This window comes from Streptomyces sp. NPDC036815, from assembly GCF_055609205.1.
In genome coordinates, this window is sequence record NZ_JBVJPW010000016.1 from 103,708 (window position 1) to 125,627 (window position 21,920).

General features: G+C 71.0%; 22 protein-coding genes. 12 read left to right on the forward strand and 10 right to left on the reverse strand.

Annotated elements, in window-relative coordinates; translation table 11 throughout:
* Positions 1-111 precede the first annotated feature (111 nt).
* Genes ACZ69I_RS27925 through ACZ69I_RS27940 form a run of 4 tightly spaced genes read left to right on the forward strand, consistent with a single transcriptional unit; the run spans position 112 to position 4,555 of the window.
* The gene (locus ACZ69I_RS27925) at positions 112-855 is read left to right on the forward strand and encodes an NUDIX hydrolase (protein ID WP_470835341.1); all 744 of its coding nucleotides are present in this window, start codon (positions 112-114) and stop codon (positions 853-855) included.
* On the forward strand, positions 856-2,019 hold the full coding sequence (locus tag ACZ69I_RS27930) for a 5'-methylthioadenosine/S-adenosylhomocysteine nucleosidase family protein (RefSeq protein WP_470835343.1): 1,164 nt from the start codon (positions 856-858) through the stop codon (positions 2,017-2,019). It abuts the gene before it with no gap.
* Positions 2,016-4,001 carry a hypothetical protein gene (locus ACZ69I_RS27935; protein ID WP_470835344.1) on the forward strand — a complete coding sequence of 662 codons (1,986 nt, stop codon included), beginning with the start codon at positions 2,016-2,018 and terminating at the stop codon, positions 3,999-4,001. The genes ACZ69I_RS27930 and ACZ69I_RS27935 overlap by 4 nt, the downstream gene beginning before the upstream one ends.
* A 14-nt stretch (positions 4,002-4,015) precedes the next feature.
* On the forward strand, positions 4,016-4,555 hold the full coding sequence (locus ACZ69I_RS27940) for a hypothetical protein (RefSeq protein ID WP_470835345.1): 540 nt from the start codon (positions 4,016-4,018) through the stop codon (positions 4,553-4,555).
* Here ACZ69I_RS27940 and ACZ69I_RS27945 read toward each other — a convergent pair whose 3' ends face one another.
* The 4 genes from ACZ69I_RS27945 to ACZ69I_RS27960 all read right to left on the reverse strand — a co-directional run bounded on the left by ACZ69I_RS27945 (position 4,556) and on the right by ACZ69I_RS27960 (position 7,345).
* Positions 4,556-5,125: a lasso peptide biosynthesis protein gene (locus ACZ69I_RS27945; RefSeq protein ID WP_470835347.1), complete on the reverse strand. Its 570-nt coding sequence runs from the start codon at positions 5,123-5,125 to the stop codon at positions 4,556-4,558.
* The gene (locus ACZ69I_RS27950) at positions 5,122-5,400 is read right to left on the reverse strand and encodes a PqqD family protein (protein ID WP_467680977.1); all 279 of its coding nucleotides are present in this window, start codon (positions 5,398-5,400) and stop codon (positions 5,122-5,124) included. The genes ACZ69I_RS27945 and ACZ69I_RS27950 overlap by 4 nt, the downstream gene beginning before the upstream one ends.
* The gene (locus ACZ69I_RS27955) at positions 5,378-7,108 is read right to left on the reverse strand and encodes an asparagine synthase-related protein (RefSeq protein WP_470835349.1); all 1,731 of its coding nucleotides are present in this window, start codon (positions 7,106-7,108) and stop codon (positions 5,378-5,380) included. Before ACZ69I_RS27955 ends, ACZ69I_RS27950 begins: the two co-directional genes overlap by 23 nt.
* Before the next feature lie 93 nt (positions 7,109-7,201).
* Entirely contained in the window at positions 7,202-7,345 is a 144-nt protein-coding gene (locus tag ACZ69I_RS27960; RefSeq protein WP_467680981.1) for a hypothetical protein, read from the reverse strand.
* Between the two features lie 222 nt (positions 7,346-7,567).
* On the opposite strand from ACZ69I_RS27960, the gene ACZ69I_RS27965 reads away from it, so the two are divergent.
* The gene (locus ACZ69I_RS27965; protein ID WP_470835350.1) at positions 7,568-10,816 is read left to right on the forward strand and encodes a tetratricopeptide repeat protein; all 3,249 of its coding nucleotides are present in this window, start codon (positions 7,568-7,570) and stop codon (positions 10,814-10,816) included.
* Positions 10,817-11,457: 641 nt separating this feature from the next.
* Here ACZ69I_RS27965 and ACZ69I_RS27970 read toward each other — a convergent pair.
* Positions 11,458-11,679 (reverse strand): hypothetical protein, encoded by a 222-nt coding sequence (locus ACZ69I_RS27970; protein ID WP_470835406.1) that lies wholly within the window; start codon positions 11,677-11,679, stop codon positions 11,458-11,460.
* Positions 11,680-11,698: 19 nt separating this feature from the next.
* On the reverse strand, positions 11,699-12,580 hold the full coding sequence (gene mca / locus ACZ69I_RS27975; protein WP_470835352.1) for a mycothiol conjugate amidase Mca: 882 nt from the start codon (positions 12,578-12,580) through the stop codon (positions 11,699-11,701).
* A 115-nt stretch (positions 12,581-12,695) separates the two neighbouring features.
* Here mca and ACZ69I_RS27980 point away from each other — a divergent pair, with 115 nt between their 5' ends.
* Positions 12,696-13,127 (forward strand): DUF4307 domain-containing protein, encoded by a 432-nt coding sequence (locus tag ACZ69I_RS27980; protein ID WP_467680987.1) that lies wholly within the window; start codon positions 12,696-12,698, stop codon positions 13,125-13,127.
* A gap of 199 nt (positions 13,128-13,326) precedes the next feature.
* On the forward strand, positions 13,327-13,824 hold the full coding sequence (gene greA / locus ACZ69I_RS27985; protein ID WP_389719725.1) for a transcription elongation factor GreA: 498 nt from the start codon (positions 13,327-13,329) through the stop codon (positions 13,822-13,824).
* A 123-nt stretch (positions 13,825-13,947) separates the two neighbouring features.
* Here the strand turns inward: greA and ACZ69I_RS27990 are convergent, their stop codons facing one another.
* The 3 genes from ACZ69I_RS27990 to ilvA all read right to left on the reverse strand — a co-directional run bounded on the left by ACZ69I_RS27990 (position 13,948) and on the right by ilvA (position 17,292).
* Entirely contained in the window at positions 13,948-14,784 is an 837-nt protein-coding gene (locus ACZ69I_RS27990) for an ABC transporter permease (protein WP_467681101.1), read from the reverse strand.
* Positions 14,785-14,810: 26 nt separating this feature from the next.
* On the reverse strand, positions 14,811-15,848 hold the full coding sequence (locus ACZ69I_RS27995; protein ID WP_467680989.1) for an ATP-binding cassette domain-containing protein: 1,038 nt from the start codon (positions 15,846-15,848) through the stop codon (positions 14,811-14,813).
* Between the two features lie 214 nt (positions 15,849-16,062).
* Positions 16,063-17,292 (reverse strand): threonine ammonia-lyase, encoded by a 1,230-nt coding sequence (gene ilvA, locus ACZ69I_RS28000; RefSeq protein ID WP_467680991.1) that lies wholly within the window; start codon positions 17,290-17,292, stop codon positions 16,063-16,065.
* A gap of 157 nt (positions 17,293-17,449) precedes the next feature.
* On the opposite strand from ilvA, the gene ACZ69I_RS28005 reads away from it, so the two are divergent.
* From ACZ69I_RS28005 to ACZ69I_RS28015, 3 genes are all read left to right on the forward strand, one after another.
* On the forward strand, positions 17,450-17,968 hold the full coding sequence (locus ACZ69I_RS28005; protein WP_467680993.1) for a MarR family winged helix-turn-helix transcriptional regulator: 519 nt from the start codon (positions 17,450-17,452) through the stop codon (positions 17,966-17,968).
* Between the two features lie 63 nt (positions 17,969-18,031).
* Complete coding sequence (locus ACZ69I_RS28010; protein ID WP_467680995.1) at positions 18,032-18,514, forward strand: sigma factor-like helix-turn-helix DNA-binding protein; 483 nt, start codon at positions 18,032-18,034, stop codon at positions 18,512-18,514.
* A complete protein-coding gene (locus tag ACZ69I_RS28015; protein ID WP_467680997.1) occupies positions 18,511-18,765 on the forward strand; it encodes a hypothetical protein in 255 nt (84 codons plus the stop codon). The genes ACZ69I_RS28010 and ACZ69I_RS28015 overlap by 4 nt, the downstream gene beginning before the upstream one ends.
* A gap of 3 nt (positions 18,766-18,768) precedes the next feature.
* Here the strand turns inward: ACZ69I_RS28015 and ACZ69I_RS28020 are convergent, their stop codons facing one another.
* Positions 18,769-19,923: a cystathionine gamma-synthase gene (locus ACZ69I_RS28020; protein WP_470835355.1), complete on the reverse strand. Its 1,155-nt coding sequence runs from the start codon at positions 19,921-19,923 to the stop codon at positions 18,769-18,771.
* 101 nt (positions 19,924-20,024) lie between these two features.
* On the opposite strand from ACZ69I_RS28020, the gene ACZ69I_RS28025 reads away from it, so the two are divergent.
* Together ACZ69I_RS28025 and msrA are read left to right on the forward strand one after the other, a co-directional pair.
* Positions 20,025-21,143 carry a hypothetical protein gene (locus ACZ69I_RS28025; RefSeq protein ID WP_470835356.1) on the forward strand — a complete coding sequence of 373 codons (1,119 nt, stop codon included), beginning with the start codon at positions 20,025-20,027 and terminating at the stop codon, positions 21,141-21,143.
* 65 nt (positions 21,144-21,208) lie between these two features.
* Positions 21,209-21,907 (forward strand): peptide-methionine (S)-S-oxide reductase MsrA, encoded by a 699-nt coding sequence (msrA, locus tag ACZ69I_RS28030; RefSeq protein ID WP_470835357.1) that lies wholly within the window; start codon positions 21,209-21,211, stop codon positions 21,905-21,907.
* The last annotated feature ends 13 nt before the right edge of the window (positions 21,908-21,920 follow it).

The following is a 21,920-nucleotide window of genomic DNA, read 5'->3' on the forward strand; positions in this document are numbered from 1 at the left end:
AGTACGCCAGCCTCGAGATCGCAGACGGGGTAGCTGGCGCGAGGCTATGCAGTCGAGCGGCACCAGCCCCCTTCTTGTGCAAGTGACAGTAACTGAAGTACCTTGCAGAGCATGCAAGATGATGCCTGGTCACCACCTCCTGTGCTACTGACGGTCGATCTCGTGATCCTGACGCTGAGAGAGAGCCGTCTCCACGTACTCCTGGTGGAGCGGGGTGAAGATCCCTTCCGGGGCATGCCCGCCCTGCCCGGAGGATTTCTGAACCACGAGGGTGAGGAGATTCTGGATGCCGCTCATCGCGAACTGAGCGAGGAGACGGCCTTGACCGCCGGTTGGGTGCACCTTGAACAGCTGGCCGTGTACGGGGACTCGGGCCGCGATCCGCGCGGCCGAGTCGTCTCCGTAGCCCACCTGGCGATCGCACCGGGGCTGCCCGACCCGGTCGCGGGGACGGATGCCACCGATGCCGCGTGGGTTCCCGCAGAAGCCGTCCTGTCCGGCGAGGTGGAGCTCGCCTTCGACCACCGCCGCATCGCTGCGGACGGGATCGAACACGCGCGCACCAAGCTCGAGTTCTCGGCTCTGGCCACAGCATTCTGCCGGGAGAACTTCACCATCACAGAGTTGCAACAAGTGTACGAAGCCGTCTGGGGCACCGAACTCGACACCCGCAACTTCTACCGGAAGGTCCAGGCCGCGAAGGGATTCATCGTCCCGGCCGGCACGAATCGCAGGACCACAGGAGGCCGGCCCGCACGGCTGTACCGGGCCGGTCCGCAAACCGTGCTGTTCCCACCACTGATCCGACCCGCCCCTTCCGCGATGGAAGGGAACGCGAAAGAGGAAGAGGAATAGATGCCGAGTGGCCAGGTGGTGGTTCTCACTGCCCTCAATCTTGAATACCAGGCTGTACGCCAGAGGCTCACGGGTACGCAGGTGCATCGCCACAAGCGTGGCACCCGGTTCGAGGTGGGCACCGTGCAGGGCACATCGTGCCGTGTCGCGCTCGGCCTGACGAGCAAGGGGAACAGTTCCGCCGCAGTGATCGCCGAACGCGCGATTCAGGAGTTCTCGCCGGCGGCCGTGCTGTTCGTCGGGGTCGCCGGAGCCCTGTGGGACGCCGCCAGGCTGGGGGACGTGGTGATGGCGACACACGTGTACGCCTACCACGGCGGCACCAGCGAGGATGACGGACTCAAAGCCCGCCCTCGGGTGTGGGAAGCACCTCACGGCATCAGTCAGATCGCCTCGCACCTGGCCCGCCTGAACGACTGGGCGGACCCTGTGCCCGGTCACGAGGACCTGCCGCAAGTGCGCTTCGCGGCGATAGCCGCCGGCGAGATCGTCCAGAACTCGAGGATCTCGTCCGAGGCGAAGTGGATCCGACAGCACTACAACGACGCACTCGCCATCGAGATGGAGGCGGCCGGTGTGGCGCAGGCCGGCCATCTCAGCGGGGCGCCGGTGGCTGTCGTCCGCGGGATCAGTGACCGGGCGGACGGCACGAAGAACAGCGCGGAGGACCGCAACTGGCAGCCGCGGGCCGCTGCGAACGCGGCTGCGTTCGCCGTCCGGTTAGCGGTGGAGCTGGTGGGGGAGCAGGAGGAGGCAGCAATGTCCCAGGACGACAGGGTTCGTTCGGCCGACCGATTCGACCGGCACGTCAGCAACACCGCTCACAACAGCACCGTCGGCATCATGGCCGGTTCGGTCACGGGCAGCAGCGTCCGCATGGACTGGGCTCCCAAGGCATCCGGCACTACGGACCTGATCGCGGAACTGAACGGTTTCCGCGCGCAGTTGGGGCGGCACCGTGCCGAGGACGCCCTCGACGAGGACACCTACCGAGAGGCCCTGAACGACCTGGACGCGGCCCTGCGGACGGCCGCGAGGAACACCCCTGAATCGTCGAAGCGGACGGCCATGACGCTCAGGAGACTGCGTGGACTGGTCGCGGAGTGCCCCGCGCTGGTGGCCGCGCTGGCCCCCATGGTGGCCGCGGCCGGTGACCTGGCATGAGCCAAAGCAGCGATGCCCCGTACACCTCGGCCGCCTACGACTCCACCGTCGGAATCCAGGCTGAGACCGTACACAACTCCAACGTCTACTTCGTCCACCCGGACGCTGCGCCGCAGGAGAAGTACAGAGTGGGCGTGCGGCTACTGGAGGACGGCATCCCCAGCCGCGCCCGCGAAATGATCACTAATGCGATCGCCCACGGGTACGACAGCGCGGAGGTTCGTTTCCACTGGGTGCTCGCCGTACTCAGCGCACGCACCTACGACGACCTCAGCACCGAAGAGGTCCAGCGGCTGCACTACATCTCCGGGCTCGTACGGACCTTTGCAGAGGACGAGTGGAAGCAGGCCCTGCGCGTCACTTTCGGCCTGCTGGCGGTACTCAGCACCGCCAGCGGTGAGACCGCGCCCGTGCTGAAGCAGCTGCAGGACCTGCCGCTCCGCCAGCACAACGCCATCCTCCGCCACCTCGACCACATGCTCACCGGAGGACTGAAGGACGACCTGTGGGCAGAGACCCGCGAACGAGCCAGGGCGGAGCGCTTCGGTAACGACCGGGGCCAGCGGGTCTGGGCCTACTTCGCGCCTGCCCCCATCGGGGCGCGGGCCGTTCCGCCCCGCCCGAGCACCGCTGCCGCCGCCAAGGCAGCCCTCCCCGTCCGGACGGTCGCGTTCGCCGTCAGCAGCGGGCTCCTCTGGGCCCTGGCACTGATCGCCGATCCGACCAAGGCGATCGTCGAGTTGCTGGTGGCGCTCGGCGCGGGTCTTGCTGCGGCCCGCTTCGGCGACCGGTGGTGGGGCCGGGAACCCCGGTTGGACCACCTCACTGCCGGGACTCGCGTCCCGCACACGGGCGGTCCCTCCCCCGACGAGGACGGGTTCACCAAACGCGTCCGCCATTCGTTCGATCACTACTTCAGCGTTCGCACTCCTCGCGAGTTCACGCCGGACGCCTGGCTCACCCACACCGCTCAGATCCGCGGCAGCCTCGCCGCCGAGATCGCGGACCTCTACCGGGAGAGCCGGATCAAGGTGGACCAGGTCGCCTGGTTGATCCGGTACCTCGCCGAGGACGCCCGGAACCGCCACAACAACGGCAACCTGTTCGAAGATCACGGCCAGGACCGGGCTCCGGTCAGGACGAAGGCGCTGACCGTGGTGGCCCTGGTCGTTCTCGGCCTCACGGCTCTGACCGCGTTCGGAACGGCGCTCTCGGGCGTCACCTCGCAGCGGTCACTGTGGGCGTTCCTGGCCGTGCTCGGTGCGGCCTGGTCCGGACACGCGGCCGCTTCCCTGCTGCTGGAGGTCCGGCGTGAAGAGCACCGGCTGGCCCGGGAGACCCAGAAGTACCGCGAGCAGCTGGCCGCACGACAAGAAGCACACCAGCGCTGGCAGTCGCTCCTGGACGCCACGCGCCCCAGCGAGCGGCAAATGGAGACCTGGCTCACCTGCGACAAGACGTCGTTTGTCGATGAAGCGCTCCGGCACCACCGGCTCACCTGGCGCGACCTGATCACCCACGCCATCCTGGTGTCTCCCGCCCCTTCCTACAAAAGAGGCCGGGTCAGACGCGGCCCCTGGCGGTACTCGCACTACGTCTTCCGCTTGTTCCTGTTCACCCAGGACGGCATCCGCGAGATGAGCTCCGAGTTCAGCTTCTCCGACGCAACGCGCAAGAACGAGCAGCGGAGCAACTACCGGTTCGACGCCCTGTCCTCCGTACAGGTGGCCGAGAACGTCGACGGAGGCTACGTCCTGGAAATCGTCCTCACCAACGGACCAGCCAGGAAGATCCGCGTCAAGGACGCCGATGCCCATCAACTGGCGCCGGAGGAGGATTCTCAGGAAATCTCCGAGATCAACCTCAGCGCGGCCGGCTCCACCCACACCTTCCGCCTCCTGGAGGGGATAGCAGCTGACGGGAAGGGCTGGCTGGAACGACACAGCCCCAACAACCTGACGCCCTTCCAGGTCGTCGGCTGATCCTGAGTAGGGGAATGCCTGTGACTTCCACGGACGACGTCACCGAGAGCAAAATCCTGCTGGCCGAGTACGACCGCCTCAAAGAAGAACAGAGGACCCGCATAGGTTTTCGCGACAACCTGCTCTACTTCACTCTCGCCGCGGCCACTGCGGCCGTGGCGGTCTCCGTCCAGAGCGGACAGTTCCAACTGCTGCTCTCCGTCCCCGCGATCTGCCTGATCCTGGGCTGGACCTACCTGGTCAACGACGAGAAGGTTTCGACGATCAGCTATTACGTCCGCGACCAACTGGGACCGCGCCTGGGGGAACTCGCCTCCGCCCACGGCACGGTATTCGGCTGGGAGGTGTACCACCGCAATGTTGCAGGCCGCACCATGCGCAAGCGGCTGCAGACCGCCGTGGACCTGTCCGCGTACCTGGTCCTGCCCATGGTCTGCACGACCGCGTTCTGGTGCTCTCCCCCCGATCAGCCCCTGCTCGTGCTCGCTTCTCTCGTACAGACACTCGCCCTGACCGTACTGGGCTGGCAGTTCCTACGCCGTGCGGAGCGGTAGCTACCGACTCGTCTTCGACCCGGCCTCTGTGTCCCGCCCCAGCCCCTCGTCATGCGCATGCATGGCAACACTCTCGGAGGCGACCCGTTGCAGGACGGTGTAACCGAGTTGGACGTCGGGATTGTCGTTGAGCACGGTGCCGTGGAGCTCGGTCCAGGAGTGGAAGCTGTTCTTCGGCATGGCCACGGTGCGCAGGCGGGCGACGGTCACCTGCGCGGGCAGTCCGAGCGCGGACAGGTACGTGGCCAGGGCGAGGGACCGCGGCAGGCACAGGCCGTCGGGGAGCAGCGCGCGATGGACCAGTTGGGAGGAGAAGACCTCCCGGCGGGCCAGCCGGAGCGCGGTTCCGGCCGGTAGAGCGGTCAGCGCCGCCGAGCCGGGGCCGGGGCGCAGGTGTCGCAGATACGGGTGCGCCCCCGCCCAGCCGCGCCGGCGGTAGAGCCACAGTGCGCGGGCGGTGTGCGCGAGGGCGTAGAGGCGCAACCGGGCCGGGACGTGGGGCGGAGAGGTGGCCGGGTCGAGGTCGCAGAGGAAGAACTCCCAGTCGGGCGTGGTGGCGGCGCCGCTCATCGCGCGTCCTGGTGCGTGGCGCTCAGCAGCGCGCGGCCGCGGAGCTGGTCGGTGAGCTTGGTGAGTCCGGATTCCAGGGTCCCGTCCGTGGCGTCGATCTCCTCGCGCAGGCAGCCGACCACCTCGTCCACGGTGTCGCACCGCAGGGCGGCCCGGAGCATGAGGGTGGCGGTCGAGTTCAGCGTCAGATAGACGCCCCGCCGGGAGTCGAGGATGACGCCCGCGTCGTCGGTGTCGTCGAAGACGGCGTGTTCAGCCAGCCGTACGAGAGACATCCCAGGGCCCCTTCCCGGTGGCGGAGGTTCGCCGCGCGTCGCCGCGCAGGAACAGTTCGGTCATGGCGGCGCACACCAGCTGTTCGGCGTTGCGCCGCAGGCTCGCCGGCTCGGCGAGGACACCGGTGAGCCGCCGCGGGTCGACGATGCCCATCCGGACGAGGTGCGCGTCCGGGCGCCCGATGAGGTCGGCGAGGGTGCGGCTGTGGTGGAGGACGTAGTTCTTGTGGGGCGAGTCCAGCCACAGCCGTCCGTAGCGGCGCCAGATGCTCTCGGGGAGCCGGGTGGACAGGAGCAGCCGCAGCACCGGTTTGGTGATCAGCCTCCCCTGGTAGGGCAGGAGGCGGTAGGCGTTCGGCATGCGGGCGGCGAAGCGCTTGATGTCCTTGCTGCCCAGGGGGTTGCACAGCTGGATTCCCCGCGGACGCCAGACGGTGAGGTCCACGCAGTGGTCCCGGGCCGCGTACTCGTCGTTGAACCGGTCGTCCGGCACGCCGGGGAGCGGCGTGAGGAAGTCGGTGGCCCGCGCGTTGTCCCCGGTCGGCACGAGGTCGTCGAGGACCGAGGAGGACGGCAGGGCGCTGCGCAGGACCCGGGAGAGCTCGAAGCGCGAGCACAGCAGCCCCCGGCACAGCGCCGCCTTCTCCCGCGGGCGGAGATCGCCGCGCAGGACGTCGTGCAGCCCGTAGCGCGTCGGGCCGAAGACCATGTCACCGTCGCGGCCCCAGGTCAGGAAGGTGATCCCGTCGCGCTCGATGCGTTCGGCGATCTGCTCGACCCACCGGTAGGCGATGTTGTTGAAGGGGTGGGGGAACTCCCACTTCTCGGACAGATAGCCCTCGTCGCGGTCCATCAGTACCGGTACGAAGGGGACGCCCAGATGCTCGCAGACCGCCCGCGCGTAGCCGGACTCGTCCGCGAGGGGGTCATCGGTGGCCTGGTGGTAGGCGACCACGTCGGCGCCGGACTCCACCAGCGCCGCGAGTACGGCACCGGAGTCGAGGCCGCCGCTGAGGAGGATGCCGATCCGGCCGCGGCCGGCGTACGGGCGCACCGCCCGCAGGATCAAGTCGTGGGCGATCTCTGCGTATTCCGGCATGGAGGTGTGCCGGGGCAGGTCCAGCGGCACGACGGGGTCGTACTCCACGACGGTCGCGCGGTCGCGGTCGACGACCACGAGTTGGCCGGGCAGCACCGGCGTGAGGTCGCGGTAGACGAACACCTCGTCGCCACGGCACGATCGCCAGATCGCCTCGTGGTCGAACTCCCCCGGGCCGTCGAGCAGATCGGTGGGGTCGGTGGACCACCGCAGCAGCGCACCGTCCCTGCGGTAGAGCAGACCTTCGCGGCTGGTGGCGCTCCGGAAGAGGAAGACCCTGTGCTCCGTCACCAGGCAGCCCGCCAGCTCCCCCGGCAGCCCCGCCAACTCCGCGTGGCGGCCGTCCTTCAGGGCGGCGGCGATCCGCCGCGCCCAGTCCGGCGTCACCGGGCCCGTGACGACTCCCGACAGCAGCAGCCGCTCCCGGTCCGCCGGGACCGGAACCTCGACGGCGTCCGGTGCCTGCCACTGCACGGCGAGACGGCCCGCCCCGGGCGGTGCCGGGCGCTGCCCGAAGGGAGCACCCACGAAGGAGATGCGGGAGTCGGCGTCACCGAAGTGAACACGGCCGCAGCAGCCCGTGTAGTCCCCGACCAGAACAGACCCCATGCCGGCCACCGAGCGCTCCCCTCCGCACGTGAAACGAGTCGTCCAGCACAGCGGTGCCTTCCCCGGGCAGGCCTGCCCGGGGAAGGCGCGGGCTCACAGCAGCGTGCGGTGAGTCGGGTTGTCGGGGAGGAGGATGCTGCCGTGTGCCGTCAACTCCTCGACCGTGCCCAGTTCTTCGACTTCGGGCTCCACGTAGACGCGCTTCGTGGTCGGTTCCTTGCCGGTATCACGTTCCATGATCATCTCCTTGCTCGTCACTGAGGTGTCCGGCCCTCCCATCGTGGCGCGCCGCGCCCTGCCACCGCTACGCAACGGGCGCCCGGGAACAGAACGTCCGGAAACACCCGCCTCCCCCGCCCGGTCCGGGCCCCCCTGATCCGCGGACGCCCTCGCGCCGGCGCCCCGTACGCAGGACACTTGTGACCGCAGGCAACTGTTGCTCTCGGAGGGGGAACCCATATGCGGGACAGCCATCGGGCCGAGGCCGAGCGGCTGTTGGTACGGGCCGTGGAGGAGGAGGTCCGGCGTTCCGGCGGGCGCGTCGACGGGGGCGTCCTGCTCTCGCGGGCGCGCGGCGCGCTGGATGCCATGGCACTGACGGCGGCCGAGGAGTACGAGACCTACACCGGGGCGCTCGACGAGGCGGACGCCGGACGGCTCAGTTTCGGGCAGCGCTACGCACGGGAGGGGGCCGGAACTCCGTTGCTGGTGGCGGTGGTCGCGGCCGTCGCGGCCGGGTTCTCCGACCTGTCGTTCGGTACGAGCGTCGGCACCGCCCTCGGCACCGGCGCGGTCGTCGCCGTGGCGGGCGCGGCGGCGACCGTCGTGAAGGTGACGGCGTCCCACGTGCCCGCGGCCAGCCGCCGCGCGGGCGAGCTCAGCAGGCCGGGCGGCCCCGAGCAGCTGCGGCTGCAGTGGCTGACGGCGCTCGAGGTGCGCGGCATCCGGCCCTTCCTCGACCAGCAGCGCGTCCTGGCCGCGTCGACGGGCGCGCACGCGGCGAAGAAGACCGCGCCCCAGTTGCGCGGCACGGACAAGAGCGCGGCGGCGCGCCGGCGCAACGTGCTGCAGCAGTCCTTCGGTCAACTCGCCGAGACCGCCGCCCCGTTCGTGGGCCGCAGGACCGAGCTGGGGCGGATCGCCCAGTGGGTGCACGCGGCGCGCGCCAGCACCGACACCCGGCCCACGGTCGTCGTGCTGCACGGCGTGCCGGGTTCGGGACGGACCTCGCTCGCGGTGCGGGCCGCGCACGATCTGCGCGACCAGTTCCGCGGCGCGTGCGTGGTGGACCTGCGCGGTGACGCCCCCGAGGACACCCCGCTGTCCACGCGCGACGCCCTGCTCCACCTCCTGAACCGGCTGGGCGCCCCGCGCGAACAGCTGCTGTTCCGGGAGCGCTCCTCGCACGAGCAGCAGGTCAAGCGGCTCAGCGAGCTCTACCACCAGTACCTGACGGGCCTTCCGGTGACGATCGTCCTCGACGACGCGAGCGACATCGAGCAGGTCCGCACGCTGATCCCGGAGCGCTCGGACAGCCTCGTCCTGGTCACCGCGAGGGAGCCCCTCGAACTGCCCGCCGACCTGCCCGCCTGGGTGCACCGGCTGCCGGTCGAGGCGCTGGACGAGGCGGCGGCCGAGCAGCTCCTGCGGGAGTCCGCCGAGGACCTCTCCGGGCCCTACGACGCCGAAGCGGGCGACGAGGTACGGGAGTTGTGCGGCGGTCTGCCGCTGGCCCTGCACGCCGCGGGCTCCTCGCTCGGCCCTCGGACGCCGCGCCGCCTCGCCGCGGACCTGGCGGCGTACGGGCCCGTCGAGAAGGTCGGCCCGGTCGAGCGCGTCCTGTGGCTGCGCTACTCCGACCAGTGCGAACCGGCCCGGCGGCTGCTGCGCCGCCTCGCGCTGGCCGGGCGCGCCTCGCTGGGCACGGCCGCCGCGGCGGCGCTGCTCGGCACCGACGAGCAGGAGGCGGCCCGGCAGCTGACCGCGCTCTCCCGGGCCGGTCTCGTCGACCTGCCCCGCCCCCGCGCGGGCGGCGAGGCGCCGTCCACGGCCAGCCGCTACCGCCTGCACGACCTCGTGCGCTCCTTCGCCCGGGCCCGCCTCCTCGACGAGGAGGAGCCCGCCGAGCGCACCGCCGCGCAGGAGCGCCTCATCGCCAGCTACGGCGAGCTCGCCGACACGGTGATCCGGCTGGTCGACGGCAAGACGTCCACGCGCGCGGACCAGTTCGGCCAGCACGGCTTCGCCTCCCTCGACGCGGCGCTGCGCTGGCTGGACGACGAGTCGACGTTCATCACGGCGGCCCTGCGGTACGCGGAGGGCGTCGACCAGCGGGCCGTGCTCAACCTCCTTGGCGCCCTGTGCGACTACTGCCTGCTCCGCGGCGACCTCTACCGGCTCGGCGAGATCAACGAACTCACCCAGGCCATCGACCAGGGACTGCTCGGCCGCAGCGTGCAGTGGCGCACGGGCATCGCGGCCCGTCAGCTCGGCGAACTCGACCAGTCGCGCACGACACTGAACTCCGTCGTGGACCTGTACTTCGAGGCCCACCAGGACGCGGCGGCCGCCCGTGCCCTCGGCTCCCTCGGCATCACCCTGCACCACCAGGGCAACCTGACGGAGGCCGCGGCCCGCCTCACCGAGGCCCTTGAGCTGCAGACCGCCGACGAGCTCGCGGGCGACCGCGCCTGGACGCTGCACGCGCTCGCGGCGGTCGAGCGGGACCGCGCCCACCTGGCGCACGCGCTCGACATGCTGCAGACGGCGCTCGCGCTGCACCGTACGAGCGGCTCGGTGCACGGCGAGGCCTGGACGCACTTCCAGCTCGGTCAGCTCTGCCTGCGCATGGGCGACGTACCGCGCGCGGAGGGCGAGTTGCGGGACGCCCTCGACCTGTACGGCCGCACCCACGACGCGCGCGGCGAGGCCTGGGCCCTCACGCAGCTGGCCAGGGCCCGCCTGGTGGACGGCGACCCGTCGCCCGCGGTCGACGGCCTGCGGCAGGCGGTGTCCCGGCACCGCGACAACGACGACGCGCGCGGTGAGGCCTGGTCCCTGTACTACCTGGGCCAGGCCCTGGAGGAGACCGGCGACCTCGACCGGGCGGTGCGCGAGCTGGAGCGGGCCCGCACGATGTTCTCCCGGATGCGCGACGTGTACGGCCTGGCGTGCGCCCGGCACCACTCGGCGCGCGTGACCCGCGACCAGCGCGCCGCCCAGACGGGCTCGCTGCGCAACTCCGGTTTCGCCCGGCAGCTCCTGGTCGACGCCCGCGCCGACTTCCAGCGCATCGGTGTCGCGCACGGAGAGGCCTGGACCTGTCTGGAACTGGTGGTCGTGGACGCGGGCAACACCCGTGCCCAGCAGGCGCTCGCGCTGTGCGACGAGGCGATCGACCTGTTCACCTCGTACGGCGACCGGCGCGGCGAGGACTGGGCCCGCTTCCTGCGCTGCACCCTGCTGCCGTACGCCTCACCGGGCGGCTGGGAGATCGGCACGGCCGTCGCGCAGGAGGAGCTGAGCCTGCTGGCCCGCGCCGACCACCCGACCCGCGACGGCAAGCTCGCCGACTACGTCCAGGCGTACGGCCTGCTCCTGGAGCGGGGCGCCGACCTGGAGACGGGCTGGCAGGCCTGGCAGCTGGGCATGGTGCCGAGCCGCCATGCGCGGGAGGTGATGGGGGTCGACGTGCCGCAGCCCCAGTGAGTCCGGGGCAGCGGTGAATCCCGGGCCGCGATGAGTCCGGGCAGCCGTGGGGCCGGGGCCTGCGCAGATCCGCCATGGGCGCCGACGCATTCCCGCGGCACCGGCACCCATGGTTCGGACGGCACCGCCCGGGAGGGGAGCTGTACGCGGGCGGCACGCCCTGTCTCCACCCTCCTCTTCGCACGGGCTCCCCGAACGGAACCGCGATGCGCAATTCCTCTACGCCAAGAGGCTCCGGCGCCTCGCGCGAGGTCCGGTGTTTGTTTTCGGACAGGAATACGGCGGAACGCCCGGGCGGCATTCCCACCGGCGCCGCCGTCGCTCTACCCTCACGTAGAGAGGACTGGAGCGCCGCCGCCCCACAGGCCGTCGCCCGCCCTCGAACACGGCTCCCAGACCCCGGGTCGCGCACGGTTTCGCACCAGGACATGCTTGCTGGAGCCGCTCGCCGACGACCCGGCTCCAGCCGCCGTTCTCCGGACGCGCGGCCAGGAAACTCCCGCTTCCTGCCGGCCCAGGAGGACACCCGCGCGCGGGGAGGCGTCGGAGGGGAGCCCGCCGCCTCGCGCGCCGACGGTCGCCGCCGCACCCATGAAGCGGCGGCGGCCGTCACCCACGTCGGTGACGGCTCCGGGGCAGTGCTAGCGCTGCTCTCCGGAAGCGGGCTTCTCGCCGTCCCCGGCCGCGGCGCCGACCGGGTCCTTCTCCGGATCCTTGAAGTCGACCTTGCGCATGTGCTTGTTCATCGACTTCATGAGGCCCCAGACGGCCAGTGCCATCACCGCGAAGACGATGAAGCCCAGGACGCCGGGGGTCACCTTGTCGTCGTCGACCTCCTTGGCAAGAGGGACGAGATGCGTCATTGCCAGATGTGCGTTCACGCTAGGCATTGTCGCGGATGCCCGCAAAGAGGTCGTCCTCGGGGAGGGAAGTATCGACGAGCGACTTCGCGAGCTCGTACTCCTCCGTGGGCCAGACCTCCTTCTGGATCTCCATGGGCACGCGGAACCAGCCGCCCTCGGGGTCGATCTGCGTGGCGTGTGCGATCAGCGCCTTGTCGCGGATCTCGTAGAAGTCGGCGCACGGCACGTGCGTGGTCAGCGTGCGCTCGACCCGCTCGGACTCGTCCCAGCGCTTGAGCCAGTCCCCGTACGGCGACTCCAGGCCGCGGTCGAGCATCGCGTGGTGCAGCGCCTCGGTGCGCGGCCGGTTGAAGCCCTGGTTGTAGTAGAGCTTCAGGGGCTGGAAGACCGGGCCGAACTCGCTCTCCGGGTACTTCTCCGCGTCGGCCGCGCCGTCGAAGGCGACCATCGAGATCTTGTGGGTCATGATGTGGTCGGGGTGCGGGTACCCGCCGTTCTCGTCGTAGGTCGTGATGACCTGCGGACGGAAGGAGCGGATCTGGCGGACCAGTTCGCCGGCCGCCTTGTCGACGTCCTCCAGGGCGAAACAGCCCTCGGGCAGCGGCGGCAGCGGGTCGCCCTCGGGCAGTCCGGAGTCGACGAAGCCGAGCCAGTCCTGCTTGACGCCCAGGATCGCGCGCGCCTCGTCCATCTCCTTCCTGCGCACCTCGTGGATGTTCTCCTGGATGTAGGTGTCACCCTGGAGCTTGGGGTTGAGGATGTCGCCGCGCTCGCCGCCCGTGCAGGTCACGACGTGCACGTCCACCCCCTCGGACACGTACTTGGCCATGGTGGCCGCGCCCTTGCTCGACTCGTCGTCGGGGTGGGCGTGCACGGCCATCAGTCGCAGCTGCTCAGTCAAGACTCGATCCTCAAGTTTTTGGGCGCCCTCGGTCATCCGGCGCAACACGCGGCTTCTATAGTGACGGAACCGGGGGGCGGAAAATTCCGGCATCCCCTGTTCCTGGAGGACGATCATGGCGGCGGCGACCTCGAAGCTCCCCGAGGGTCCTTCCGGCGGGCTCCCCGAGGGCCGGTACGGCCGCTCGCGCACCGCCGACGAGGCGGCCGACCGCAAGCTGAAGATCATCGGCTCGGTGCTCGGCGTGCTGCTGCTCGGCATGGTCGGCTGGTTCGGCTACGACTACATCGACGGCACGAAGGTCAGCGGCGAGGTCATCAAGTTCGACGTGGTGTCGGACCACGCCGTCGAGGCCCATCTGGAAGTGCGCAAGGACGCCGACGCGCGCGGCTACTGCACTCTGCGCTCGCAGGCCGAGTCCGGCGCCGAGGTGGGCCGCGCGGACTTCCGCTTCGACCAGCGCACGGACCGGATCGACAAGACCGTCACGCTGCGTACGACGGAGAAGGCCACCAACGTCGAGCTGCTGGGGTGCCACTCCGACTGAGTCGCCGCTCCGACCGAGTAGCCACTCCGGCCGAGTCGACCGGCTTTACCGCGCTCACCTGCGTTGACGCAAATCTGACGGCTTATGTCCTCCCCCTGGGGCGCCTGAATTGTTAGGCTCGTGGTTTCGCCCACCCGTGAAGGAACATCCTTCTGGGTAGGGCGATGCTTTGTATTCCCAGTACCTACGAGGAGCACCTGTGACCCAGACCAGCGAAAACGTCACCTGGCTGACCCAGGAGGCGTACAACCAGCTCAAGGCCGAGCTGGAGTACCTGTCTGGTCCCGCGCGCACCGAGATCGCGGCGAAGATCGCGGCAGCGCGTGAGGAGGGCGACCTGCGCGAGAACGGCGGGTACCACGCGGCCAAGGAGGAGCAGGGCAAGCAGGAGCTCCGCGTCCGCCAGCTGACCCAGCTCCTGGAGACCGCGCGGGTCGGCGAGGCGCCCGCCGACGACGGTGTCGTGGAGCCGGGCATGGTCGTGACCATCGCCTTCGACGGCGACGAGGACGACACCACGACGTTCCTGCTCGCCTCCCGTGAGTACGCGAGCGGCGACATCGAGACGTACTCGCCGCAGTCCCCGCTGGGCACGGGCGTGAACGGCAAGAAGATCGGCGAGAACGCGGAGTACGAGCTGCCGAACGGCAAGTTCGCCTCCGTGAAGATCCTCGAGGCCAAGCCGTACAAGGCCTAGCCCGCTCCTCGAGCTCCGCACATGACAGGGCCCCCGGCACCGTGAGTGCCGGGGGCCCTGTCATGTCCCGTCCGCTCCGTACTCACGGGCTCCCTGCCCGCGGGCTCCCGGGCTCGCGGGCGGTCAGGCCGCCGCCGAGCGGTACTTGCGGACCGCGAGCGTCCGGAAGACCACGAGGATGATCACGGACCACAGCAGCGAGGCCCACACCGGGTGCTGCATGGGCCAGGCGTCCGGGGTCCTGAAGCCGGGCGGCAGATTGCCGAAGAGCTCCCGACAGGCCTGGACCGTGGTGCTGAACGGGTTCCACTCGGCGATGTGCCGGAAGAACGTCGGCAGTTTGTTGGAGTCGACGAAGGCGTTCGAAATGAACGTCAGCGGAAACAGCCAGATCAGGCCACCCGAGGTCGCCGCCTCCGGCGTACGCACCGACAGGCCGATCAGGGCGCCGATCCACGAGAAGGCATAGCCGAGCAGGAGAAGCAGGCCGAAGCCGGCGAGGACCTTCCCGAAGTTCTCGTGGGTGCGCCAGCCGATGAGCAGCGCGACCAGCGCCAGCACGACCAGGGTCAGGGCCGTCTGCACCAGGTCGGCCACGGTACGGCCGGTGAGGACCGCACCCCGCGCCATGGGCAGCGACCGGAAGCGGTCGATGAGCCCCTTGTGCATGTCGTCGGCGATGCCCGCCCCCGCGCCCGCGGTGGCGAAGGTGACGGTCTGCGCGAAGATGCCCGCCATCAGGAAGTTGCGGTAGTCCTGCGAGGACAGGGAGCCGCCGACCTGGATGGAGCCGCCGAAGACGTACGTGAAGAGGATCACGAACATCACCGGCTGGATGAGGCCGAACAGGACCATCTCGGGAATCCTGCTCATCCTGATCAGGTTCCTGCGGGCGATGACCAGGGAGTCCCTGACGGACTGGCCGATGCCGCCGGAGGGCCTGGGGCCCGCCGTGGGCACGGTGTCGGTGGCGGTGCTCGCGGTGCTCACTTGTCGGCCTCCTCCTTGCGCTGGGGGTCGGTGCGCTGGGGATCGGCGCCCTGGGCTTCGGTCACGGCGCTCTCGCCGTTGCCTTCCGCCGGCTGCTCGGCGACATGGCCCGTGAGGGAGATGAAGACGTCGTCGAGGGTCGGGCGGCGCAGACCGATGTCGTCGATCTCGATGCCGCGGGTGTCCAGTTCGCGGATGACCTCCGCGAGCAGCTTGGCGCCGCCGGTGACCGGGACGGTCAGCTTGCGGGTGTGCCGGGCGACGGCGACCTCGCCCTTGCCGAAGCCGCGCAGCACCTCGGCGGCGGTGGCGATGTGGTCGGGGTCGTGCACCACGACCTCGACGCGCTCGCCGCCGGTCCGGGCCTTGAGCTGGTCGGAGGTGCCGCGGGCGATGACGCGGCCGTGGTCGACGACGCAGATGTCGTGCGCCAGGTGGTCGGCCTCTTCGAGGTACTGGGTGGTCAGGAGCAGGGTGGTGCCGCCCGCGACGAGCTCCTGGATGACCTCCCACAGCTGCTGGCGGTTGCGCGGGTCGAGGCCCGTGGTCGGCTCGTCCATGAACATCACCGGCGGGGAGACGACCAGTGCGGCGGCGAGGTCGAGGCGGCGGCGCATACCGCCCGAGTACGTCTTGGAGGGGCGGTCGGCGGCGTCGGCGAGGTTGAACCGGTCGAGCAGCTCGGCCGCCCGGACCTTCGCCTCCTTGGCCCTCATCTGATACAGCCGGCCGACCATCTGCAGGTTCTCACGCCCCGTCAGATACTCGTCCACGGCGGCGAATTGACCGGAGAGGCCGATGGAACGCCGCACCTCGTTGGGGTGCTTGAGGACGTCGACGCCCGCGACCACCGCCTTGCCGCTGTCCGGCGTGAGCAGCGTGGTCAGGCAGCGGACCGCCGTGGTCTTCCCCGCGCCGTTCGGCCCGAGGAGGCCGAGCACGGTTCCTTCCGGGACATCGAGGTCGACGCCGTCCAGAGCCCTTACGTCACCGAAGGTCTTCACCAGGCCTTCGGCGTAGATGGCGCCTGGCATGTGGGTTCTCCCAGGGTGTGGGTGACTTCCTACGGACGAGCTTAGATTTGCCGGACTTGGCCCGCCCGGCGAACGGGTGACACGGGACACACCATAACGCGATACATCGCGTCGCTTCAGCTGTTCTCCGAAAGTCGGCCAGGAATCCGGGAGACCCCTACGGCCCCGACCCCCGCGCCCCTTACGGACCCGACCTCCGTGCCCCCCCACCGCCTCACCCGATGACCGTGTAACCCGCCGCCCGCAGCGCCACGCCCACCTCCGTGCAGTGCGCGGGCCCCTTCGTCTCCAGGTGCAGCTCGACCTCCGCCTCCGTCAGCCCCAGCCGCGGGTCGGTGCGCACGTGACTCACGTCGAGGACGTTGGCGTCCACCTCCGTGAGGACCCCGAGGAGCGTGGCCAGCGCGCCCGGACGGTCGGTCAGGCGCAGCCGCAGCGAGAGGTAGCGGCCCGCCGCCGCCATGCCGTGCCGCAGGATCCGCTGCATCAGGAGCGGGTCCACGTTGCCGCCGGACAGCAGCGCCACCACCGGCCCCTCGAAGGCCTTCGGATCGCTCAGCAGGGCCGCGACCGGGCTGGCCCCGGCCGGTTCCACCACCATCTTGGCCCGCTCCAGGCAGAGCAGCAGGGCGCTGGACAGCTCGTCCTCCGAGACCGTCACGACGTCGTCCACCAGCTCCTCGAACAGCTGGAACGGCACGTCGCCGGGGCGCCCGACCTTGATGCCGTCGGCCATCGTCGCGGGGTTCTCGATCGACACCGGGCGCCCGGCGGCCAGCGAGGGCGGATAGGCCGCGGCGCCCGCCGCCTGCACGCCGACCACCCGTACGTCCGGGCGCAGCGCCTTGACCGCGACCGCGATGCCCGCCGCGAGACCGCCGCCCCCGACGCCGACGAGGAGGGTGCGCACCTCCGGGCACTGCTCCAGGACCTCCAGGCCGACCGTGCCCTGGCCCGCGATGATGTCCGGGTGGTCGAAGGGGTGGATGAAGACGGCGCCCGTCTCGTACGCGTACTCCTGCGCGGCGGCCAGCGTCTCGTCGACCACCTGGCCGTGCAGCCGCACCTCGGCGCCGTACTCCCGGGTCGCGGCGACCTTGGGCAGCGGCGCCCCGGCCGGCATGAAGACCGTGGAGCGCACGCCGAGGAGCGAGGAGGCGAGGGCCACGCCCTGCGCGTGGTTGCCCGCGCTGGCGGCGACGACACCGGCGGCGCGCTCCTCGGGGAGCAGGCCCGCGATCCGTACGTACGCGCCGCGGAGCTTGAAGGAGCCGGTCCGCTGGAGGTTCTCGCACTTGAGGTGCACCGGCGCCCCGACCAGCTGCGACAGGTGCCTGCTGCCCTCCATCGCGGTCGTCCGGGCCACTCCGGAGAGCATCTTCTGCGCGCCGCGCACGTCGTCGAGGGTCACCGTCGGCAAGGAGTGAGGCGTGCGGTAGCTCATGTCGGCAAGTCTGGCAGCCGGCGTCCCGTTCCTCCCGGGACGACCAAGGGACGAGACCGTTCTCCCCGTAGGTTTGCGCAGCGCAGGTACGGGGCGCGCCCCGGCCGCGTACCCTGTCCCCCAACCCATCGCCCTCGCATGAAGTGAGCCCCCGGCCATGCCCACAACTCCGGACATGACGACCGCCAGCGACCCCGGCCTCCTGGACAGCCTCCAGCACCAGGTGGCCGTCTTCGCACGCCGCGCGGAGCAGACGCGCCTCGGCGGCGTAGGCCAGGTCCGCAACTCCATGGACCGCGCCGCGTACCTGCTGCTCAACCGGCTCGACAAGGAAGGCCCGATGGGCGTCAAGGCGCTTGCCGCGAGCATGGGCATCGACTCCTCGACGGTCACCCGGCAGGTCGCCCCGCTGGTCGACACCGGACTCGTCAAGCGCACCTCGCACCCCGAGGACGGCCGTGCCGTGGTCCTGCAGCTCTCGCCGCGCGGCCAGGCCAGACTCGACGAGGTGCGCTCCTCGCGCCGGGAACTCATGGCCGAGCTGACCCGGGAGTGGGCTCCGGAGGAGCGCGAGAGCTTCTGCGCGCTCCTCACACGCTTCAATTCCGCCCTCTCGGCGCGGCAGACGTCCCAGACGGCCCCCGCGGGAGAAGTTCCGGCCACTCCGGAGTCTTGACCCGGGCCCGCATCTGGCCTCAGATGAGACCGGGACCCCCCTTCCTTCCGGCCGGGAGGCGTGGTGCGAGAACGGCAGGCGCTCCAGAGCGCCCGCCGTGCCCGGGAGTTCGAGGCGTTCGTCGCGGGCGCGGCAGGGCGGCTCCTGCATGCCTCGACGCTGCTCACCGCCGAGCTCCCGGACGACAACCCACGCGCGCGTGCCTTGCTGACCGCGGCCCTCGCCCACACGTACGCGACATGGGACCGGCTGCGCGGCGAGGATCCCTACGACCGCACCCGCCAGCAGCTCGCCGTCCGCTTCGGGCGCGCGGCCTGGCGCCGCCACCGCGGACACGGCGGGGTCCTGGCCGGGCTCAGCCCCCAGGAGCGGCTGATACTCGTCCTGCGGGTGTACGAGGGCGTGGCCGAGGAGCAGACGGCGGCGCTCCTCGGGCTTCCGGCGGAGCGGGTCGCGCTGATCTGCGCCCGCGCCACGGCGACGGCCCTGCACCCGCCGCGCGGGCCCGCGCCGGCCGCGGCGCTGAGCGGGACGGCGCCCTCATGAGTCAGTACGAGCGCAAGGAGCAGGCCGTCCGGCGCCTCCTGGAGGGCACGGCGCCCGCTGTGCCGCCCGAACTCCTCCCCGACGCGGTGCGGCGCGGCAGCAGGCTGCTGCGGCGCCGTACGGCGGTGCGGCGGCTGTTCTGGACGCTGCTGTTCGCCGCGGCGGTGGCGTTCGTGGTGTGGGCCTCGCTCACCCGGCCGTGGGTGGAGCCGCCCTCGGACACGACTCCACCCCTGACCCGCTGGGGATAGGGCTTAACCCAGCGCCTGCTGCAGGTCGGCGACGAGGTCGTCGGCGGACTCGATGCCCACGGAGAGGCGCACGAGGTCGGCGGGGACCTCCAGGGCCGAGCCCGCGACCGAGGCGTGCGTCATGCGGCCCGGGTGCTCGATCAGGGACTCGACGCCGCCCAGGGACTCGCCCAGGGTGAACAGTCCGGCGCGGTTGCAGACCTCGACGGCCGCCTCCTCGCCGCCCTCGACCCGGAAGGACACCATGCCGCCGAACGCCCTCATCTGCTTGGCGGCGATCTCGTGGCCGGGGTGGTCCGCGAGACCCGGGTAGAGGACGTGCGTCACGCGCGCGTGCCGGGTCAGCATCTCGGTGACCTTGGCGGCGTTCTCGCTGTGCCGGTCCATGCGCACCGCGAGGGTCTTGATGCCGCGCAGCACCAGCCAGGCGTCGAAGGGGCCCGCGACGGCGCCCATCGCGTTCTGGTGGAACGCCAGCTCCTCGCCCAGCTCGGCGTCGGAGACGACGAGCGCGCCGCCGACCACGTCCGAGTGGCCGCCCATGTACTTCGTCATGGAGTGCACGACGACGTCCGCGCCGAGCGCGAGCGGCTGCTGGAGGTAGGGGCTCGCGAAGGTGTTGTCGACGACGAGGCGGACGCCGGCCTCGCGAGCGATCTGCGCGACCGCGGCGATGTCGGTGATGCCGAGCAGCGGGTTGGAGGGGGTCTCCACCCAGATCGCCTTCGTACGGTCGGTCAGCGCGGCCCGCACCGCCTCCGGGTCGGAGGTGTCGGCCACGGACCACTCCACGCCCCAGCGCGAGACGACCTTGGCGAAGAGGCGGAAGGTGCCGCCGTACGCGTCGTTGGGGATGACGACGTGGTCGCCGGGGCTGAGCAGCGTACGGAGCAGGCAGTCCTCGGCGGCGAGGCCGGACGCGAAGGCGAGCCCGCGGCGGCCGCCCTCCAGTGCGGCCAGGTTCTCCTCCAGGGCGGTACGCGTCGGGTTGGCGCTGCGGCTGTACTCGTAACCGCCGCGCAGGCCGCCGACGCCGTCCTGCTTGTAGGTGGAGACCTGGTAGATGGGCGGGACGACGGCGCCGGTGAGGGGGTCGGCGGTGTTGCCCGCGTGGATCGCCACGGTCTCGAAGTTCTGGGTGCTGTGCGAGTCACTCATGCGGCCTGAGCGTAGTGCGCGCACGGCCTGTTACGGAGGGTCGGTCCGGGTACGTCCGGGCAGGTTGGCCAATTGTCCGGCGCTTCTGGTTCGCTTGTGTCATGGAGATTCTCTGGTTCCTGTTCGCGGTGATCATGATCGGTGCGGTTCTCGGGCCCGTACTGCTGCGCAGGCGCGGCGGAATCCGGCAGGTGGCCCCGGGCTCGCCGGACGCCGCGGACCCGGAGAACTACGGCTTCCTGCGCCAGGAAGAGCTGGACATCCGCATGCCGGGGCCGGACGCCGACCTCCTGGAGGTCCTCGACCTCGTGCAGCGCACGCAGGAGTGGAAGGCGGCCTCGCAGCTGCTCGCGGGCACGGAGACGCACGGCGAGCGGCGGTGGCAGCGCGTGCAGGCGTTCGCGGGCGCCGCCTCCCTCGAACTGCAGCAGCGGCCCGGCGGCGTCAGCGACAGCCCCGGCGGGCAGTGGCTGCGGGTCTGGCGTGCGGAGGCGCCCAAGGACGCGGGCGGTGCGGCGGTGCACGCGGAGTTCCTCGTGCAGCAGGCGTGGCGCACGGCGGTGCAGGGGACGGACGAGTTCCGGATCATTCTGGAGGAGGCCAGGGAGGCGTGCGGGCAGGCGGCGCTGCTCTCCCCCGGCGACCCCGTCCCGTACATCGTCGAGCTCTCCATCGCGCGCGGACTGGCGTACTCCCGCGAGGAGTTCGAGCAGCTGTGGCTGAAGATCCTGGACCGCGCGCCCGCGCACATGGGCGCGCACCTGGCGGCGCTGCACTACTGGTGCGAGAAGTGGCACGGCTCGCGCGACCTCGCGTACGCCTTCGCGGAGGCGGCCGCGGCCCGCGCCCCCCGGGGCTCCCTGCTCGCCGCGCTCCCCCTCTTCGCGGTCTACGAGCACCTCCCCGAGGTCACCCTCGTCCGTGGCTTCTACGAGAGCCAGGTCGTCACCAAGGCCGTCGAGGGCGCCCTCTTCGCGGTGCACGCCGCCCGCCCGGACGACCCGATGCTGGCGCACGTCCGCCACCTCCTGGTCTTCTTCCTGGTCCGCGGCGAGCGCTGGGGCGAGGCCATGAACCAGCTGGTGCACGTGGACGGGCACGTCGGCGCGCTGCCCTGGACCCTGACCGAGGACCCGGCCGAGGGGTACGCGGTGTACCGCGCGCTCGCCGTCGCCGGTTACGAGGCGAACGGCGGCAGCCCGGCGACGCTCCCGCACTGACGGAATGCCGCGGCGGCCGCCCACGTTGACGTCGTAGACCCCTGTCACGCACGAGGAGAGACCCCATGATCTTCGGCCGCACGCCCGAGCTCCCCACCCCCGAGCAGGCCCTGAAGGGCCGGGCGACCCCGGAATTCGAGGTCCCCTCCCACCACACGGTCCTCGGCAACCCGCTGCTCGGCCCCTACCCCGCCGGCCTGGAGGTCGCCGACTTCGCGCTGGGCTGCTTCTGGGGCGCCGAGCGCAAGTTCTGGCAGACCCCGGGCGTCTGGACGACGTACGTCGGCTACCAGGGCGGCTACACGGAGAATCCCTCCTACGAAGAGGTGTGCTCCGGCCTGACGGGCCACACGGAGGCGGTCCGTGTCGTCTTCGACCCGGCCGAGGTCTCGTACGCCTCGCTCCTGAAGCTGTTCTGGGAGTCCCACAACCCCACGCAGGGCTTCCGCCAGGGCAACGACGTCGGCACGCAGTACCGCTCGGCGATCTACACGCACTCCCCCGCCCAGGCGGAGGCGGCGACCGCGTCCCTGGAGGCCTACCAGCAGGTCCTGACGGCCGCGCGCTACGGCACGATCACGACGACGGTCCTCCCCGCCGACACCCGCCCGCTGTGGCCCGCCGAGCCGTATCACCAGCAGTACCTGGACAAGAACCCCGACGGCTACTGCGGCATCGGCGGCACGGGCGCGGTCCTCGACGCCCCGTCGGAGACGAACTGGGGACGGGCTTGCCCCACGGGGATCGCGCCTGCCGGTGACTGAGGGCCCGGAGCGT